We start from the raw sequence: 17,483 nt of genomic DNA, 5'->3' as shown, positions 1-17,483 counted from the left end.
GGTGTCTGGGTTTTCTGCCTCCTTCCCGGATGCCGGCCACTTACCGTATACGCTTAAGTCATGGCACAGCCTCATTTTTCACAGCCCGCACCGCTCACGACAATGGCTGACGGGACGGTCAAGCAGATCAACCCGTTCTCTGGAACAGAGGTTTGGACAGTCCCGGGACGTGCCAACCGTCCGCTGACTCTCGCCAACCCTCATCCCGAACCGATTGATCACGAGGCCCACGGCAAACACTGTGCGTTCTGCACCCAGCGCGTCTTTGACTCGCCTCCCGAGAAGTCCCGCATCGTCGCCACGGATAACGGCTCCAAGATTCTCGCCTCAACCGGTGTAGATGACCTGATGAAGCCGTGGGAGTTCCGCCGGGTCCCGAATCTTTTCGAAATCCTGTCCTTCGACTACTGGACCAAGAATTACGGGTACAAGCTTCCTCCGGAGGCAGCGCACCGTCGCGACCGCTACCTGTCGGATCCCGCCGGCAAGGCCCACGTCCTCAAGGTCCTACAGGCCAAGGCCACCGCTTCCGGCATGAGCTACGACGACTGGATCAGAATTCCCGAGTCTGAACGCCTGGAAGGCGCGAATGCTTTCTTCGGCGGTGGGCATGACGTCATCATTTCAAAGCGCCACTTTGTTGAAGGCGCTGAGGTGAACAACGAGCTTGCAGCATCAGCCACTCTCACGCCGGCCGAGCACGAGATGTACATGAAGCTCACGATTGACGCGATGAGGGACCTGTACGCGACAAACCGGTACATGCGCTACGTCCAGGTGTTCCAGAACTGGCTGAAACCAGCTGGCGCATCCTTCGATCACCTCCACAAGCAGCTTGTCGGTATCGACCAGCGGTCCGTCAACGCGGAGATGGAGGTGGCGAAGGTACGGAGCAACCCAAATGTCTACAACGAGCTCGGTGTCGACTACGCGGGTTTCCAGAATCTCATCATTGCCGAAAACCGGCACGCCGTGGCGTTTGCTGGCTTCGGCCACCGCTACCCCACCCTCGAGGTGTATTCGAAGGCGGCCGAACCCATGCCGTGGTTGCAGACCGCCGAGGAGCAACGCGGCATGTCCGACATGCTTCACGCCCTCCACGTTGCGACCGGCCCGCTTGTTGCCACGAACGAAGAGTGGCACCATAAGCCGATCGATGTTGATATGCCGATGCCGTGGCGGATTCTGCTCAAGTGGCGGGTCTCCACTCTGGCCGGGTTCGAGGGCGGCACAAAGATCTACGTGAACACGATCGATCCGTGGACCCTCCGAGACAGGGTCGTTCCCCGCCTCCTCGAGGCCAGGGCCAACGGAGAGATTGCTTCGTCGCTGAACATTGCAACCGAGTGCGCCTGCAAGGTCAACTCCCTGCGATACAACCCCTACCTCTAGGGACTCCTGTTACGTTTAGGATCCTCCGGCAACTACTTCTTCTAGGACCAGGCACTTAATGAACTGGTTTGTTCTCGTAGCATCCGGTCTGTTCGAAGCCGTCTGGGCGACGGCTCTCGGCCAATCAGACGGGCTACGCAAGCCCCTACCCAGCCTCATTTTCGTTGTCGCTTCCATCATTTCTCTTGGTGGGCTCGCCTGGGCAATGACGAGTATTCCGACCGGCACGGCCTATGCCGTGTGGACGGCGATCGGGGCTGTGACGACAACCGTGTGGGCGCTAGCTACGGGAGCTGAGAAAGCCACCACGGTTAAGTTGCTGTGCCTGCTTGGGATTGTTGCCTGCGTTGTCGGACTGAAGGTGACATCATGAACCCCTGGGTGCTACTCATCGGATCCGGTTTCTTTGAAGCCATCTGGGCAACGGCACTCGGGGCCTCACACGGGCTCTCGGTTCTAACTCCTTCGATCATCTTATTCGTTGCCCTTATCGTCTCCACCGTCGGCCTGGCGCTGGCCATGAAGTCAATCTCAACGGCAACGGCCTACGCCGTGTGGACGGGAATCGGGGCAAGCCTCACGGTGGTGTGGGCCATGGCAACGGGAAGCGAACCGTTCTCCGCTCTCCGGATCACTCTTATCGCCGTCCTGATCGCGTGCGTTATCGGCCTGAAAGTCTCAGAGGGAAGCAACGAAGAACCCCACGAGTCCGAGATATCGAACTAGTTCGTTAGCGGCGGCCACCCGGATATCCGTAGTCCTGCCACAGGAACCGCGGGATTTGGGCAAGGAACCCATCGCTACGAGCAACGATAGAGTCAACTTCCTCGGCTGCAAGCTGACCGTTGGTGTAGAAGGCGAGCCAGCCCGAATCAAGGCAAAGATTGAGGTCAGAGTGCCGCATGAGCCATTCCTGCATGGTGGGGCTCAGCAGGGCGTGCACGAACCGTTCGTCGGGTGCCGTCACTTTCCACTGCTCGTTGAACACTTCCCATTCGGTCTTAATATCTCGGTTAAACAGGTTGTTGAAGAACCCTTCCTTGACCAGCCGAACATCGCGAACATTAAGTTCGATGGGCCGCAGGACCACCCTGCGGTAATGGGTTTCGGAGCTACGGTTCTTACCGGAGCCACTGGATTCAGTCCACCGTGCCGTACCTGCAAGGAATGGACGCCCCGCTGATTGCCCTTCAAACACCATTCGGAAACTGTTGCTTCTGCGCCCGCCTCCAACCACCTGTACAGCTGCCCTGGCTAGCGTGGGATGCTGCTTGTGGTAGCGCCAGCCTCTCGACTGCGCATACGCCAAGTTCTTCTCGTGTTTCTTCCTCGTAAAATGCTCTGCCACAAACAGGATGAGGCCGAAAACGATGACGACGATGATGAAGAAATTTGCTTGCACAGGTTCTCCTTACAGGTCGTTTCCCTATCCTTGCACGGACCAGCGAGACGTACTGGGAAGCGCAGAATGTGCTTTTGTGGAATGTTCGGTGGGCACCTGTGTGACATGTTCAGTATGCTCGCGTGCATGTTCACGACCCGGTTCACATCGCCAGTTCTTGCCAGAGAAAGCCGGGAATGTTGGCTCTGATGCCGTAGACGATCCGCAGGCCCTCCCGGGCAGGAATCGAACCTTGCTCGCCTGGCCGAAGGACGGCGAACCACCCCTGGGTGATGACAATGCGGTTGCCAACCGCCGTCATAAGGAACTGTTGCATGGGTCCCGTGAGCAGAGCATTAGCGAATATACCCCGGGCTGTCGTGACGTCCCACGCCCGGTTGAACGCATCCCATCCCGTATTCACATCATCGTAGGGACGGCCCCGCTCGGGCTTCAGTTCGGTGCGTAGCGCCCGAAACGGTACAGGGATCGCCAGGAAACTCCACGTTTCCCCGTGAACGCTCGTCGACTTCCCGTACGAGGAGAACGACGGCCCGTAGTCGGTGATCACTCCAACGTGAAATGGACCGTCGGGACCTGTCATGACGTCGTGCCTCATCACCCGGAAGGTGGGTGCCTCCCCTCGGATTGCTCGAGCGAGCTGTTCCTTCTCGTCTTCCCCGGTGAAGCCTCGTGACATCCCCGCGTAGTCGTGCCCACCGTCTCTCTGTACCCTCCGGCGTGCAACCATCTTGCCCACAAGATAAGCGACGCCGAGAACGATGACGGTGATGAGTCCGCTCAGAAGAATGTCCATGAGGGCCTTTCTCCGTGACATCCCGGCGTCGCCAGGATAAACAGTTCGTTACAAGACCGCATGGACTCTCCCGGATAGTGCTCCCCAGTCATACACTGGGAGCGTGAGCCTGCCTTCGGTACTCCATCCCACGCCGGCCCCCGACAGCATCCTGTCCAGGCAGCCCGGTGCCCGCCCCCACGTTATCGCACACCGCGGCGGTGCAGATCTCGCACCCGAAAACACCCTAGAAGCTTTTGCTCAGGCTGTTGCCATGGGTGCGCACATGTTGGAAACCGATGTCCAGCTGTCCGCTGACGGCATTGCCATGGCGTTCCACGATGAAACCCTGGACCGGGTCACCGATCTCAAGGGTCCGATCCGGGCCTACACCCTCGACGAACTGAGGAAGGCCACCGTCTTTGGCCCGTGCGGTCAAACCGGCAAAATCCCCACAATCACCGAGTTGCTCGATGCGTTTCCGGAAATGCCGTGGGCAATTGACTTGAAGAACGGGGACTCGATCGTCCCCCTCGCCCGTTCCATCAACCAAACCGCGAGCGCAGCTCGCGTCTGTGTCGCACATTCGTGGGATTCGTGGCTGGACCGCGTCCGGGAACTCACGAGCCCCGAGCTGGAGAGAAGTTTGGGATGGCAGGAGTTGGCGATTCTCGTGGCCTGCGCCAAGGCAGGCATTCACCCTCCTGCCCATCCTGTTGCGGGCTCCTGGGTTCACATTGGTTGGAAGCCCGGCGGGATTGTTCTCATGAAGTCAAAGCGTTTCTCCGACCGCCTGATCTCCATGAGCCATGATCTGGGTATGGGAGTGCGGGTGTGGACGATCAACAAGGAGAAGCACCTCAAGCGTCTCCTCCAGCAGGGTGTTGACGGCCTGTTCACCGACCGCCCCGACCTCGCCCTCGATCTTGTCGACGCCCTCTGAACTACGCTCCACCAGTCACTTGAAGGCGATTCCGAGGCTAGAGGTATTCTCTCGAGGCTATCGTGGCACCGCTACGGTAGCGGCTTGATTCTGAGCCTCACCGTGTCGGTGTCAACCGTGCCGGGAATTTCGATTTCGTTAGGGAGTGTGAGGCGGGTGCGGTCACCTGACCGCTCGGTTACCTTGCCCTCCAGTAACGGCATGTTTCCCAAGAACCCGGCGACGGCGGAATCCGCGGGACGGGCGAGTAGTTCCGCAGGGGTTCCGACCTGGAGGAGTTTGCCGAAATCCATAATCCCGACTCGGTCGGCCACGGTAAACGCCTCATCGTGGTCATGAGTGACATAAACGGCGGTGGCCTCGGCAGCCTTGAGGATTTCTCGGAGATCACCGGAGAGTCGTTCCCGAAGCACCCGGTCAAGGGCCGAGAGCGGCTCGTCGAGAAGTAGCACCGACGGGCGCGGGGCAAGGGAACGTGCGAGCGCCACCCGCTGGGCCTGACCACCGGACAGGGTCGTGACGCTCCGCTCGCCCATGCCTTCCAAGCCAACCAGGGCAAGCAGTTCGGTGACTCGGGCGGCGATCTCTTTTTTGGGCAGGCCCCTGAGGCCGTATGCGATGTTGCCGGCCACGTCCCGGTGGGTGAAGAGCTGGGCTTCCTGGAAGACCATGCCGATACGGCGCAGGTGCACGGGAACATTCTGTACAGATTTCCCGTCGACAAGGATGTCGCCGGTGGAGGGCTCGAGGCCCACGATTCCGCGGAGAAGCGATGACTTTCCACATCCCGAGGGGCCAAGCAGTGCCATGATCTCACCGGTTTTGACAGTGAGGTCCACGCGGTCAACAGCAACTGTCTCTCCGTAGGAGACGGTGAGCGAGGATAGTTCAATCATTGTGGGTCCTTCCGGGCAGCCTCCGCGGCCGCCATGATTCCCGCGGCAAGAATGGCGAGGATGACTGCCCCCGCCATCGCCATCCCATAGTTGTCGCCACCCGGGCGACCGAGCAACCGGACGATCATGACCGGCAGCGTTTGAGTGTCGGGCCGGGCCAGGAACGAGGTCGCTCCGAATTCGCCAAGCGACGTGGCGTACGCAAAACCGATAGCGACACCGATTCCTCGCACGAGGAACGGGCCGTCGATCGTGGCGAGAACTCGCCACGGCGAGGCCCCGAGGGTCGCGGCGGCTTCTCTTCTGCCGGGGGCGATGGAGGACAGCGTTGGGGTGAGAGAGCGGACGACAAGCGGCAGAGCAACAACGGCCTGGGCTATGGGGATGAGAAGCGGGGAGTTCCGCAGGTCGAGCGGTGGGGAGTCGAGGGCTATGGAGAAGCCGAAACCGACCGTGACGGCACTAACCCCGAGCGGCAGGAGGATCGTCCCGGAGAGGAACGACTGGCCGGTCCGCAGCGGCCCTCTGACTTGACGGGAGAGAACCAGCGCCAGGGGGACGCCGATAGCGAGGGAGATCAGGGTGGCGACGAGACCGATTCGCAGGGAGTTGCCAATGGCTTCGAGGACGCTGGATCCTCCCGAGAAGCCCTGCCCAGACGTTGCCAGCAGACGGTAGTTCTTCAGGCTCCACTCGCCATCCACCGTGAGGGAGCGAGCAACGAGGGAAATGATGGGAGAGGTAATGAGGAAGACAAGGACAAGGCCGGTGAACACGGCCGCGGGAGCATCGCTCTTCCCAATCGGGGAAACGTGGTGGCTACGCAGGTTGAGTCTGCCCGCGGTTCGCGACGATAGCTTCTCGGAAACGATGAGGGTGAGGATGACAATGACGACCTGGAGGATCGACAGGACCGCTGCCGCCCTCGTGTCCAGCATTGCGGTTGTCTCCCTCCATATCTCCGTCTCAAGAGTTCCATACCCCGGGGATCCGAGGGTTCGGACCAGTCCGTAGCTGGTGGAACAGAATAGGAAGACGATGGCACCGGCGGAGGCGATTGCCGGCGCGAGTTGCGGCAGGGTGACGGTCAGAAACGCCCGCGAGGGAGAGGCCCCGAGGGTTCGGGCGGCCTGGGCGGAGCGCGGATCAAGGGTTTGCCACATGGTGCCCACGGTGCGAACAACGACCGCATAGTTGAAGTAGGTGAGTGCAATAACGACCGCGGTGACGGTCTGATCAAGCCCGAGGAATTCGAGCGGTCCGCCCCCGCCAAGGAGCGCGCGGAAGGCCACGCCAACAACGACCGTGGGAAGAACGAACGGGATGGTGGCGGCCGCTCGTGCGACTTTCTGGAACGGGAACCGCACCCGGTACAGGATGTAGGCGCTCGGGACTCCGAGAAGGATTGCCCCCGCCGTACCAAGGGCGGCCTGGAGGACGGTTTGCCACACGACCTTCCAGGTGCGGGACTCGGCCAGAACATTGCCGACTCCGCCTAGATCGAGCCCGCCGTCCCAGATTCCTCTCCACAGCATCGTGGCTGTGGGGTAGAGGAAGAAGATGGCGAGGAACGCGGCCGGGATGATGATGGCCGCGCTCCACGCGCTTTTCCAAAGCCTCAACGAAGCTCCGTGAAGGCTTCCAGCCAGCCGCCTCTATCGATCGTTCCGGGATCGACAACGATCGGGTCGCCTGACAGGCTTGCCGATTCCTGCCATTCCTCCGGCAGGGCAACGCTATCGTCAACCGGGTACATGTACATGGTGTTCGGGATACTGGCCTGAACATCCTCGGTCAGCATGAAGTCGATAAAGGCCTGCGCACCCTCGGGGTTCGCGGCATTGGATACCACCCCTGCGTATTCGACCTGTCGGACACAGGTGCTTGGCAGGTAGTCCGTATCTGGGGCCGCGGCCGGGCTTGACGAGTAGGACAGCACCAGCGGATAGGGACCGTTTCCGTCCGCTCCGGAGAAGTCCGCATAGTAGGCATCCGACCAGCCGCTTGCGATGCGCGCACCACCAGCGAAAAGGTCGGTCCAGTATTCTTCCCAGTCATCGCCATACTCGGCCACCGTTGCCGCAAGGAATGCGAAGCCCGGGGAGGAACTAACCGGATCGATAAGGGCAAGCAGTTCCGCATACTGCGGTTCCCTTAAGTCCTCGAGGGTCTCTGGCTCCGCTATCCCGTTTTCTTCGAACCAGGCGGTGTCAACGTTGATGCAGACTTCTCCCTGGTCGATTGGGGTAAGGGACTCGTCTACAACGAGATCGGTTGCCGAGTCCGGCAGATTCCCGGACGTGTACGGGTCAAGCAGGTCTTCTTCCAGGACCGTGCCGACGATAAAGGTGTCGAGGCCGTAGACCCCGTCCGCCTGCGGATTGTCCTTGTTGAGGATCAGCTGGTTCACAAGCACCCCGCCATCCCCCGGCGCGATCGTGATGAGTTCGTATCCGGTTTCTTCCTCAAAGACCGCGATCTGCTCTTCAGTGATTCCGAACGAGTCGTGGGTGAGGATCGTGACCGTCTCGGTTTTCTCAGTTTCTGCTCCGCACGCTGCAAGGACCATAACGAGCGCGAGGCTCGCACATGTCTTCTTCATACTTCCTCCATGTAAAGGAGGGGAAAGACCCCTGCCCGATGGGCAGGGGTCCGAGAGATTCCCGACTTCTTCCGCCAGTGTTACCCGGTTCAAGTTCGAGGGTCTGCATCGTTTAATGCACTCTCAGCGCCGTAGCGCTCCCCTGTCGTACCCACCATGGTAGTCCAGCACACGGAAGGAAGCCACCGGCGGGAAATCCCGCCCGGTATATAAGCCCCTTGTGAGGAGCTCTATTCAGTTATCTGCTAGTCCGAGACGGACTTAGCTCCGCGGCCGTAAACCTGATTGGCCTTCCTCATGACGAGGTTGTGGATAACGGTGCGGGTTGCTCCGGCAACAACCGAGAACACAACGATTTCGACCAGGTTGGACTCGAAGTCATCCTCATCGGGGGCGTTGTGGCCCGTGGCGAACTTCCAGCCCTGCTCTACTACCTGCTTTGCCAGGAAGCCAGCGGCAAGGCCGCCTACCGTGCTGACGATCTTCCAACCAATATCCATGCCTCATCCTTTCGGAGTTTTACTACTTGGATAGTTTTGTTATTTGGATAGTTTTGCTATTTGGATTTTGTACGGCCCGGGCCGACGTGGTCAACACGGGTTGAGTCGAGGTCGTCACCGAGTTCGTCGACGACTAGGTCTTCAGGAACGATACCACCCGTACGATATCCTGCACGGCCAATCATGTGGGCAGAAATCGGGGATGTAATGAGCTGGAAGGCGACAACAAGGAGCGCCGTCCAGGCCAGCGACACGTCACGAACGATCAATGCCATGCCGCACATGACCAAGATCAGTCCAAACACCTGGGGCTTCGTGGCCGCGTGCTGCCGGGAGAGCAGGTCCGGGAATCTGAGGAGCGCGATTGCCGCAATAAGGACGAGCGACGATCCGCTTATCAGGAACGCTCCGCCGATCACGTTGTAGACAGTGTCAAGCATCCTGTTCCTCCTTCACTTCCCCTTCCACATCATCATCTACGTCGGGGTTGTGGACCTCTTCGTCATCGTCGTCTTCACGAATCCTCTCCTCCTCAAGGATCTTCGCAACCTCTTCCTTCGTGAGGATCCGCTTGTCGGCGGTCGGCTCGTGTGCGAGGAAGCGTGAGATCGTGGTCGACCCAATGAAGCCGACGATCGCGAGAACGACGAGGACGGGGATGAGGTCGGTACGGCGCGTGAGCGCCGAGATCACGGCAATCGCACAGACGATTGTTGAGGTGAACAGGTCGACGGCCACCATGCGGTCCAGCATCGTCGGTCCCTTGGAGACACGAATGACGACGCCGAGGCCAGCAAGGAACAGCAGGCCTCCGCAGATCCAGGCAACTATGGTCATTTGTCATCACCTGCCGCGGGAGCGTAGGGAACCGGAAGCCGCTGTCCCATCTTCGAGCCCGGCACGAACCCAGCATCGATGAGCTGGTTGTGGGAGGCAAAGGCCCGGAGGATCCGCTCCTCCTGGTCCAGCACCGCCTGGTGGGCAGCTTCAAGACCGCCGGCGATATCAATGTCGAAGACGTGAATATAGAGGGTGCCGGACGCCGCGTGAGCATCGACGACAACCGAACCGGGAACCAGCGACGTGAAACCTGCCGTTGCCGTGAGGAACACGTCCGAGTGGCCGCGGGTCTGGACACGAATCACGGCACCGCGGGGCCGCTTGCCCCGCAAGGCATACGACGAGATCTGGATCGAGGCCTTGATGACGTCGAGAAGGAATACACCCCCGAGGCGTAACAGTGCGACAGGGCGGAAACGACCGTCGAACGTTGCGGCCGGAAGCGGTGTAATTGTCGTCAGTGCCAGGGCGAGGAGGAAGCCAGCAACAACGTTGCCGGTTGTCACGTCACCCCAGAGAAGCACCCAGACGATTGTCAGCCAGATGATCATGCCTGCGGTGGCGCGGGGGAAGCGCCCGGGACGATAGGTTGCTCTGCGGATCAGCATCCGCGCATTGGATTCTGTCACTGGCCCTCCTTCTCGTCCGGGCTGATGCTTTGCTCTTCTAGGTCATCTGCCGATTCTTCATCGGTTTCGTCCTCCGATGTTCCCGTCCCGCGGCTACCGTCGGGAAGGACCGCCACAATGTAGGGGCCGCGCCGCTCCAGGTCGGTTGCCGCTCTTTCAGCGTAGCCGTAGATCGGTCCGGCGAACACGGCAATGGCCAGGGACATGATGACCAGGGAAGCGGCCGCACCGTACATGCCTGCCGGGATCTTCTTGTGTTCCAGCTCCTCTTCCGGCTCCTGCCAGAAGGCCAGGTTCCAGGCTCTGAGGATCGCGTAGAGCGTGAGGAGAGACGTGACGAGACCGGCTCCGATAAGCCACCAGTCGATCGTCTCCCCCGACTGGGCTGACGCTGAAATGAGCCCGACCTTGCCCAGGAAGCCCGTCATCGGTGGAATACCGGCCAGGGCCAATCCGGGTATGAGATAAAGCGCGGCGATCACGGGAGCGGATTTCGCGAGCGAACCGAGCTTCTGCAGGGACGTTGTCCCGCCGTGTCGTTCAATCAAGCCAGCCACAAGGAACAGAGCTGTCTGGACAGTAATGTGGTGGACGACGTAGTAGATCGTTGCCGAAAGACCGGCCTCGGTCGAGATCGAGATACCCCAGATCATGTAGCCAATGTGGGAGACCAGCGTAAACGAAAGCATACGTTTAATGTCTCGCTGGGTCACCGCACCCATGATGCCGATAACCATCGTGAGGATTGCAAGGGCCGCAAGTATCCCGTCCAGCCTGCCCTGCGGGAAGAGCAGCACCTGGGTGCGGATAATCGCATAGACGCCGACCTTCGTCAGCAGGCCCGCGAAGACCGCGGTGACGGGAGCGGGAGCAATCGGGTAGGAGTCCGGCAACCAGGCCGACAGTGGGAAGATAGCCGCCTTAATACCGAAGGCCACAAGAAGCATGGCCTGCAGGGCAAGGCTCACCCCCGGGTCGATTTCCTGGAGGCGGATCGCGAGCTGAGCAAAGTTCAGCGTTCCCGTTGCCGCATAGGTCATGAAAATGCCAACGAGGAAGATGATCGACGACAGCATCGACACGACAACGTACACGGTTCCCGACCGGATTCGTGCCCTCGTGCCACCCATCGTGATCAGCACGAAGGAGGCCGCGAGGAGGATCTCGAAGCCAACGAACAGATTGAAGAGGTCACCCGTCAAGAAGGCGTTTGAAACGCCCGCGGACAGAATCAAGTAGGCCGGGTGATAGACCGCGGTTGGGGCTGCTTCTTCGCCGTCCTCAACACCCTGTGCAAGGGAGTAGATCAGGACCGCAAGAGTAACCGCGATCGACACGAGCAACATCAGTGTCGACAAACGGTCAGCGACAAGCGTAATGCCAACGGGGGCTGCCCATTCACCAACATCAAAGACGAGCGGGCCGTCGTTAACGGCGATGACAAGGGCGAACGCAACGGCCAGCGAGATCGTCAGAATCGAAACCGAAATGAGCCACTGGACGCGACGGAAGTTCGAGAAGGCAAGGGTAATACCTGCGCCGAGGAGAGGCAGGACAACGGGGATAGCTACGAGCCAGTTCATACCTGCTCACCTCCAACAACGGTGCGATCGTCCGAATCCACTTCGGTTTCGTCATGGACCTCGGCCGCATCATCATCTGTTGCTGACTGCTCGTCACGGACGAGGCGCTCATCGCGCTCCGCCATGACTGCCAGCCTGCGGTCCTCAATGTCGTCCTGGACCTCGTCGTTACCGTCGAGCTGCCACGAGCGGTAGGCAAGGGACAGCATGAAGGCCGTTGTTCCCATCGTGATAACGATTGCGGTCAGGATCATCGCCTGTGTGAGCGGATCCGACATTTCGCTCGGTTCCGACTGGCCCACGATCGGCGGGGCGCCTGCCCTGCCACCGGCGATGAGGAATCCGATATTCACTCCGTTCGAGAGGCTTGAGAAGCCAAGGATGATACGGGACAGGGAGCGTTCCAGGATGAGGTAGACGCCCACTGCCATAAGAACTGCGCACAGGGCAACGAGGATCAGGGATGGGGAGGTATCGATCATTTCAGCCCCTCCATCGCATCTCTCTTCGTCACGGCTTCCTTTCGTCGGTCAGACTGTGGCGTCGGAACGCTCATGCCATCATCATCCAGGCCTTCAATTTCTCCGTGGCGGTCAATTTCCGCTCCCATCGAACGCAGGATCTCAAGAACCAGGCCAACAACCACGAGATAGACACCAACGTCGAACACCATGGCGGTTGCAAACTTGACGTCCCCGAAGACGGGGAGCGTGAACTCGAAGGCGGCGGTCTGCAGTGCCGACCCGCCAAGGAGGATCGGGAACAGCGCCGCCGTGGTTGCCACCATGAGGCCACCACCCATGAGGACTCCCGGATGCATCGGGATAGCGGCACCGAGCTCGTAGCGCCCGCCCGCAAGATAACGCAGGGTGAGCGCAATGCCAGCAAGCAGGCCACCAGCAAAGCCGCCACCGGGCAGGTTGTGGCCCGAGAACAGGAGGAAGAGGGACCCGATGAGCATCGTGTGGTAGACCAGCCGCGTACCAACCTCGAAGATCACGGAGCGGCGTGCCGCCGCCAGAGTGTTGGCTGCGGGTAGCCACAGCTTGTTTCGTCCCGGCTCGCGGACCTGGTGATCTTGCACGTACTTGAGGTTCTGCTCATCAAGCACCTTCGTGTGATCATCAGTTTCCTCCACCCGCCACACCCGGTCATGCATGCCGGGGCGAGCAATGTTGCGGAGCGGATCTGTCCGAGCCTTGCGGTCACGGATAAAGAGCAGGGAAGCCACGCCAATAGCACAGGCCACGAGGACGGAAATCTCGCCCATCGTGTCCCAGGCACGAATATCAACGAGTGTCACGTTGACGACGTTCTGGCCGTAACCGAAGTCGTAGGCCTCGCTCGCAAAGTCCGAGGAAATCGGGCGATGCTGGCGAGCATTTGCCGCGAAGAACGCAAACCCGGCAACGCAGACACCAACAACAACGCCGAGGCTGGCACGGAACCAGCGGGAGGTCGCCATGGGCCGGTTCGAGAAGTAGGCAGGCAGGCGGCGCAGTACGAGAACGAACACGACAAGGGTAATGGTCTCAACCAGCACCTGGGTGAGAGCAAGGTCCGGTGCGCCGTGAAGCTCGTAGATCAGAGCAACGCAGTAGCCCGACAGGCTAAGCAGCAGAACCGCCTTAAGACGCCTGCGTGCCCGGGCAGCGAGGACCGCGGCAATGCTGGCAATAATGACAACGGGTACCTGAGCAACCGTGTCATACCAGCGATAGTCGGCCGCGATACTGGTTCCGCCAAAAATCAGCGCCGTTGAACCCGCCGCCGCCATGACAATCAGGGTGATCGTCAGGTACATGGGCTGGGAACCGGACTGGGTGCGGCCCGTGATGTCACCGGCAAGGTTCTCGAGGCCAACAATGGTCCTCCGGTAGCCACCCTCGGCCGAGAACGGAACGGCAACCCTTCGCTGGAACCGTTCGAAGGGCTTGCGGATAACAAAGAGGATGATGCCACCGGCAATGATGAGACCGGTCATGATCACCGGAAGGCCAAACCCTGCCCAGAGGGTCAGGTGACCGGGCTCGCCAGGATTGAGGTTTGCATGGCCCTTGAGAAGACCTTCCCACCAGGACGGAACGAGACCGAGAGCCAGGGAAGCAATGGCGAGGAGAACCGGGGGCGTGAGAATAATCCGCGATTTGTTCTTCAGCTCGATCGGCTCCACACCCGGCTTGTCCCAGAAGCAACCCCACCAAAAACGCAGGCCGTAAGCGAGAGTAAGAACAGAGCCCACAACGATCACCCAGGCAACCACCATGTCCTGTGTGGAGCCGTGCGTGAGCGCATGGAGGGCAGCTTCCTTACCGACATAGCCGGCGAAGGGCGGGATTCCCGCCATGGAAAGCACTGCTATGCCCGCGGCAACCGCAAGGAAGGGGCGCCGCCTTCCAACACCGGACAGTTCCCGCAGGTCGCGGGTGCCGGTCGACATGTCGACAATGCCGACGCAGAGGAAGAGGCAGGACTTGAAGAGCGCGTGGGCGGTGAGGACGGCCAGGCCGGCTAACGCCATCTCCGCCGTTCCGTATCCGACGAGCACCATCATGAAACCCAGCTGGGACACGGTTCCGTAGGCGAGAATTAGCTTCGTGTCGTTCTGGCGGAGCGCCCGATAACCGCTGATGATCATCGTGAAAAGGCCCGCGGGAAGAATCACCCACATCCACACCGTCTGATCGGCAAAGCCCGGTGCCATACGGGCAACGAGGTACACGCCAGCCTTCACCATCGCAGCCGCGTGGAGATATGCCGAGGTCGGCGTCGGGGCTGCCATGGCAGCCGGCAACCAGAAGTGGAACGGGAAGATTGCGGACTTCGAAAGAGCACCGAGAAGAACGAGAACAACGGCGGTTGCTACGTAACCGGTTCCCACACTTGCCCTGGCTCCCTCGAGGAGCGTGCCATCCGCACCGGCCTGGACAAGTTCCGTCAAGGAGTAGGAACCACCGGGGAGTTCACCAAGAAGGATGATGCCGCCAAGCATGGCGAGGCCACCCGCGGTCGTCACAATAATCGCTTCCATGGCGGCACGGCGGGACGCTCTGCGACCCCGATAGTGGCCGATAAGGAGGAAGGAAAAGACCGTTGTTAGCTCCCACATGATGTACATGATGAGAGTGTTATCCGTCGTGACAAGCCCAAACATCGCTCCGGCAAACGCGACGAAGAAGCCCGCGAATCTACCGAGGCCACTGGCTTTTCGGGAGAAATATCGAGCCGAATAGATCAGAACGAGTGCGCCAACGCCGTTCACAAGTAGCGACATGATCCACGACAGCGTGTCGAGCCGGAAGTCTCCGGCGAGGCCAAGTTCGGCAACCCACGTCACCGTTTGAACTGGATAGTCGCCTGCCAAAACCCTCGGCCCCTGCGCTATTGTCCAGATCAATCCGACGAGCGGAACGATTGATGCTACGAAGAATCCTTCACGGCCCAGCCACTTCATTACGACTGGCATTGCCAGAGCAACCACCATAAATGCAATGAATATCTGAACCATTCACACTCCCTAGTAGTCCCCACCCCACTTTAACGGACGGCACTATGGGTTCCCTATCCTTGTTCGCAAGTTGTTTAATTTACGGAACGGAACAGGCTATTTTGAGATAAGACAGTTTTCCTCCAGAAAGGCCGCTGTGTTACCCACCTGGTCACTCATCATTGCCGGTTTGATCACCCTCGCGTGCGCCGGGATCTTCCTGCGGGGATTGTGGCAGATCGTGACGGTAGCGCGGATGGGGACGGTTGCCCCCGGTCGTCTCACGCCGGTCGGTCCGCGCCTGTGGATGACGATGAAGGAGACACTGTCACACAGCGCTTTTAAGAACCGCCCATGGATTCGAGTCGCGCACTGGTGCGTCATGATCTCGTTTCCCGTGCTCTTCTTCACACTGGTCACAGCCTTTAACCAGCTCGCAGACCCTGCCTGGGCTTTCCCCATCATCGGGCACTGGGCACCGTGGGAATGGCTGATCGAAATATTCGCATGGGCAGGGCTTATCGGCGGGCTCTATCTCACCTGGGTACGTACCCGCACGGGCAGGGCTAAGAATTCCGGTGAAACACTTGAAAGCGGCGACGAGTTCCCGAGAACCTCCCGTTTCTACGGGTCGATCAACTGGCAGGCCCGCTACGTCGAGTTCACAATCGTCGGCGTCGTCGTTTGCGTTCTCCTGATCCGTGGGGCCGAATACGCCTACCTGGCCGGAGCCGAGTACGCGACCCTCGTACATTTCCCCACCACAGCCTGGATCGGTGGCCTGCTGACCGGTCTTTCGCAGGGCACCCTCGGCTGGATCATCACAATCCTCGCCATCATCAAGCTTGTCCTCTCCCTGTCCTGGCTCGTCGTGATCGGCCTCGTTCCTTCCATGGGTGTTGCCTGGCACCGCTTCCTTGCCCTCATCAACGTTTACGCCAAGACAAACGTTGACGGCTCCAAGGCGCTCGGGCCCCTACCCGATCTTCTTGTCGACGGTAAGCCACTGAGGCTCGACATGATTGAGGAGATGGAAGGGGATGAGAGGCTCGGAATCGAAACGATCTCCGACATCTCCTGGAAGGGCCTGCTGGATACGGCAACCTGCACCGAGTGCGGACGCTGCCAGGATCTCTGCCCCGCCTGGAACTCGGCCAAGCCACTCTCCCCCAAGCTCCTTGTCACCGCACTGCGCGACCATGCCTTTGCCTCCGCACCCTTCGCAAAGGCCGCAGTCAGTATGGAAGAGGCACACAGCGGGGATGTTCTGGGCGCCCTCATGGAATCCGGTGCAATCGGATCGGATCCCGAGCGGGGCCCCAATGCTCCACTTATGCCGAACGTTGTCACCCCTGACGTTCTCTGGGCGTGCACGATGTGCGGGGCATGCGTTGACCAGTGCCCCGTCGACATCGAGCACCTTGATCTCGTTGTTGGACTGCGCCGGCACCAGACCCTCATGGAATCGACCTTTCCGGCAGAGCTCGGCAAGATGTTCACCGGCATGGAGAACAAAGGCAACCCGTGGGGCCTCAACCCCCGCAAGCGCCTCGACTGGGCCAAGAAGCTCGACTTCGATGTTCCCCAGGTCGGCGTCGATGTGGAAAGCGCCGACGAAGTCGACTACCTGTTCTGGGTCGGCTGCGCCGGAGCCTACGACGATCGAGCAAAGAAAACATCCGCGGCCGTTGCCGAGCTCCTCCACACCGCTGGAGTGTCATTCGCGGTCCTGGGCGACGGTGAATCCTGCACCGGCGATCCCGCCAGGCGTGCCGGTAATGAGGTCCTGTTCCAAATGTTGGCCGCCCAAAACATCGAGACCCTCAACGAGGTTGGCGCGAAGCGCATCGTGGTGTCCTGCGCCCACTGCTTCAACACGATCGCGAAGGAATACCCGGACCTGGGTGGCACCTACGAGGTCGTTCACCACACGCAGCTCCTCAACCGGCTCGTCCGCGAAGGCAAGCTCACCCCGGTGCCGCCCTCCGAAGAGGACCGCAAGAAGATCACCTACCACGACCCGTGCTTCCTGGGCCGCCACAACAAGGTCTACAACGCACCGCGTGAACTCTTGGGCGACAAAGACGTCGTGGAAATGGAACTGAACCACGAGCGCGCCATGTGCTGTGGCGCCGGTGGCGCCCATGCCTTCTTCGAAGATAAGAACGGCACCTCCGTCAGTGGTATGCGGACCAGGCAGGCCATGGCGACCGGTGCCGAAGTCATTGCGACAGCGTGTCCGTTCTGCACAACTATGTTGAATGACGGAGTCCGCGGCGAGGCCGCCGAAATCGAAGTGAAGGACGTCTCCGTCCTTCTGCTCGAAGGTGTCAAGCGAGGCCAGGCCCGAAGCGAATAGCCCCACCCATTCGGCAGTCTGCGATAGCGTGGCCGAGCCACACGCTACCTATCAGCCCCGCTTGATTGCGCTAGA

17 protein-coding genes and 1 riboswitch are annotated in these 17,483 nt (G+C 60.3%); of the genes, 5 read left to right on the top strand and 12 right to left on the bottom strand.

Annotation, left to right across the window (positions count from 1 at the left end):
* The first annotated feature begins 60 nt into the window (after window positions 1-60).
* From ACTHUY_RS10710 to ACTHUY_RS10700, 3 genes are read left to right on the top strand one after another with little or no spacing between them, the layout of a single operon-like run.
* A complete protein-coding gene (locus tag ACTHUY_RS10710) occupies window positions 61-1,392 on the top strand; it encodes a DUF4921 family protein (protein WP_441678760.1) in 1,332 nt (443 codons plus the stop codon).
* Between the two features lie 58 nt (window positions 1,393-1,450).
* A complete protein-coding gene (locus ACTHUY_RS10705) occupies window positions 1,451-1,765 on the top strand; it encodes a DMT family transporter (protein ID WP_441678758.1) in 315 nt (104 codons plus the stop codon).
* On the top strand, window positions 1,762-2,118 hold the full coding sequence (locus ACTHUY_RS10700; RefSeq protein ID WP_441678756.1) for a DMT family transporter: 357 nt from the start codon (window positions 1,762-1,764) through the stop codon (window positions 2,116-2,118). The genes ACTHUY_RS10705 and ACTHUY_RS10700 overlap by 4 nt, the downstream gene beginning before the upstream one ends.
* 4 nt (window positions 2,119-2,122) lie before the next feature.
* Here the strand turns inward: ACTHUY_RS10700 and ACTHUY_RS10695 are convergent, their stop codons facing one another.
* Complete coding sequence (locus ACTHUY_RS10695; RefSeq protein WP_441678754.1) at window positions 2,123-2,794, bottom strand: hypothetical protein; 672 nt, start codon at window positions 2,792-2,794, stop codon at window positions 2,123-2,125.
* 142 nt (window positions 2,795-2,936) lie between these two features.
* Window positions 2,937-3,611, bottom strand: a complete 675-nt coding sequence (locus ACTHUY_RS10690) for a hypothetical protein (RefSeq protein WP_441678752.1) — start codon at window positions 3,609-3,611, stop codon at window positions 2,937-2,939.
* Window positions 3,612-3,693: 82 nt separating this feature from the next.
* Between ACTHUY_RS10690 and ACTHUY_RS10685 the strand changes: the two genes are divergently transcribed.
* The gene (locus ACTHUY_RS10685; protein WP_441678750.1) at window positions 3,694-4,512 is read left to right on the top strand and encodes a glycerophosphodiester phosphodiesterase family protein; all 819 of its coding nucleotides are present in this window, start codon (window positions 3,694-3,696) and stop codon (window positions 4,510-4,512) included.
* Between the two features lie 71 nt (window positions 4,513-4,583).
* Here the strand turns inward: ACTHUY_RS10685 and ACTHUY_RS10680 are convergent, their stop codons facing one another.
* From ACTHUY_RS10680 to ACTHUY_RS10635, 10 genes are all read right to left on the bottom strand, one after another.
* Window positions 4,584-5,408, bottom strand: coding sequence for an ABC transporter ATP-binding protein (locus tag ACTHUY_RS10680; protein ID WP_441675506.1), 825 nt, complete (start codon window positions 5,406-5,408; stop codon window positions 4,584-4,586).
* A complete protein-coding gene (locus ACTHUY_RS10675) occupies window positions 5,405-7,030 on the bottom strand; it encodes an ABC transporter permease (protein ID WP_441678748.1) in 1,626 nt (541 codons plus the stop codon). The genes ACTHUY_RS10680 and ACTHUY_RS10675 overlap by 4 nt, the downstream gene beginning before the upstream one ends.
* Window positions 7,027-8,010, bottom strand: a complete 984-nt coding sequence (locus ACTHUY_RS10670) for a thiamine ABC transporter substrate-binding protein (RefSeq protein WP_441678746.1) — start codon at window positions 8,008-8,010, stop codon at window positions 7,027-7,029. Before ACTHUY_RS10670 ends, ACTHUY_RS10675 begins: the two co-directional genes overlap by 4 nt.
* Window positions 8,011-8,059: 49 nt before the next feature.
* A riboswitch (TPP riboswitch) is annotated at window positions 8,060-8,164 on the bottom strand.
* A 91-nt stretch (window positions 8,165-8,255) separates the two neighbouring features.
* The gene (locus tag ACTHUY_RS10665; RefSeq protein ID WP_126704248.1) at window positions 8,256-8,510 is read right to left on the bottom strand and encodes a DUF4235 domain-containing protein; all 255 of its coding nucleotides are present in this window, start codon (window positions 8,508-8,510) and stop codon (window positions 8,256-8,258) included.
* A gap of 56 nt (window positions 8,511-8,566) precedes the next feature.
* Window positions 8,567-8,950 carry a monovalent cation/H(+) antiporter subunit G gene (gene mnhG / locus ACTHUY_RS10660; RefSeq protein ID WP_441653959.1) on the bottom strand — a complete coding sequence of 128 codons (384 nt, stop codon included), beginning with the start codon at window positions 8,948-8,950 and terminating at the stop codon, window positions 8,567-8,569.
* The gene (locus ACTHUY_RS10655; RefSeq protein WP_126704250.1) at window positions 8,943-9,347 is read right to left on the bottom strand and encodes a monovalent cation/H+ antiporter complex subunit F; all 405 of its coding nucleotides are present in this window, start codon (window positions 9,345-9,347) and stop codon (window positions 8,943-8,945) included. Before ACTHUY_RS10655 ends, mnhG begins: the two co-directional genes overlap by 8 nt.
* Window positions 9,344-9,979 (bottom strand): Na+/H+ antiporter subunit E, encoded by a 636-nt coding sequence (locus tag ACTHUY_RS10650; protein WP_228201453.1) that lies wholly within the window; start codon window positions 9,977-9,979, stop codon window positions 9,344-9,346. The genes ACTHUY_RS10655 and ACTHUY_RS10650 overlap by 4 nt, the downstream gene beginning before the upstream one ends.
* Window positions 9,976-11,562 carry a Na+/H+ antiporter subunit D gene (locus ACTHUY_RS10645; RefSeq protein WP_126704251.1) on the bottom strand — a complete coding sequence of 529 codons (1,587 nt, stop codon included), beginning with the start codon at window positions 11,560-11,562 and terminating at the stop codon, window positions 9,976-9,978. Before ACTHUY_RS10645 ends, ACTHUY_RS10650 begins: the two co-directional genes overlap by 4 nt.
* A complete protein-coding gene (locus ACTHUY_RS10640; RefSeq protein WP_441653960.1) occupies window positions 11,559-12,044 on the bottom strand; it encodes a Na(+)/H(+) antiporter subunit C in 486 nt (161 codons plus the stop codon). The genes ACTHUY_RS10645 and ACTHUY_RS10640 overlap by 4 nt, the downstream gene beginning before the upstream one ends.
* Window positions 12,041-15,070 (bottom strand): Na+/H+ antiporter subunit A, encoded by a 3,030-nt coding sequence (locus tag ACTHUY_RS10635; RefSeq protein ID WP_441653961.1) that lies wholly within the window; start codon window positions 15,068-15,070, stop codon window positions 12,041-12,043. The genes ACTHUY_RS10640 and ACTHUY_RS10635 overlap by 4 nt, the downstream gene beginning before the upstream one ends.
* A gap of 136 nt (window positions 15,071-15,206) precedes the next feature.
* Here ACTHUY_RS10635 and ACTHUY_RS10630 point away from each other — a divergent pair, with 136 nt between their 5' ends.
* A complete protein-coding gene (locus ACTHUY_RS10630; protein WP_441678744.1) occupies window positions 15,207-17,408 on the top strand; it encodes a (Fe-S)-binding protein in 2,202 nt (733 codons plus the stop codon).
* Window positions 17,409-17,483 lie beyond the last annotated feature (75 nt).

It is taken from the genome of Flaviflexus sp., from assembly GCF_052087705.1.
Taxonomy (GTDB): domain Bacteria; phylum Actinomycetota; class Actinomycetes; order Actinomycetales; family Actinomycetaceae; genus Flaviflexus; species Flaviflexus ciconiae.
This window is presented reverse-complemented; position numbering and strand designations above follow the sequence as displayed.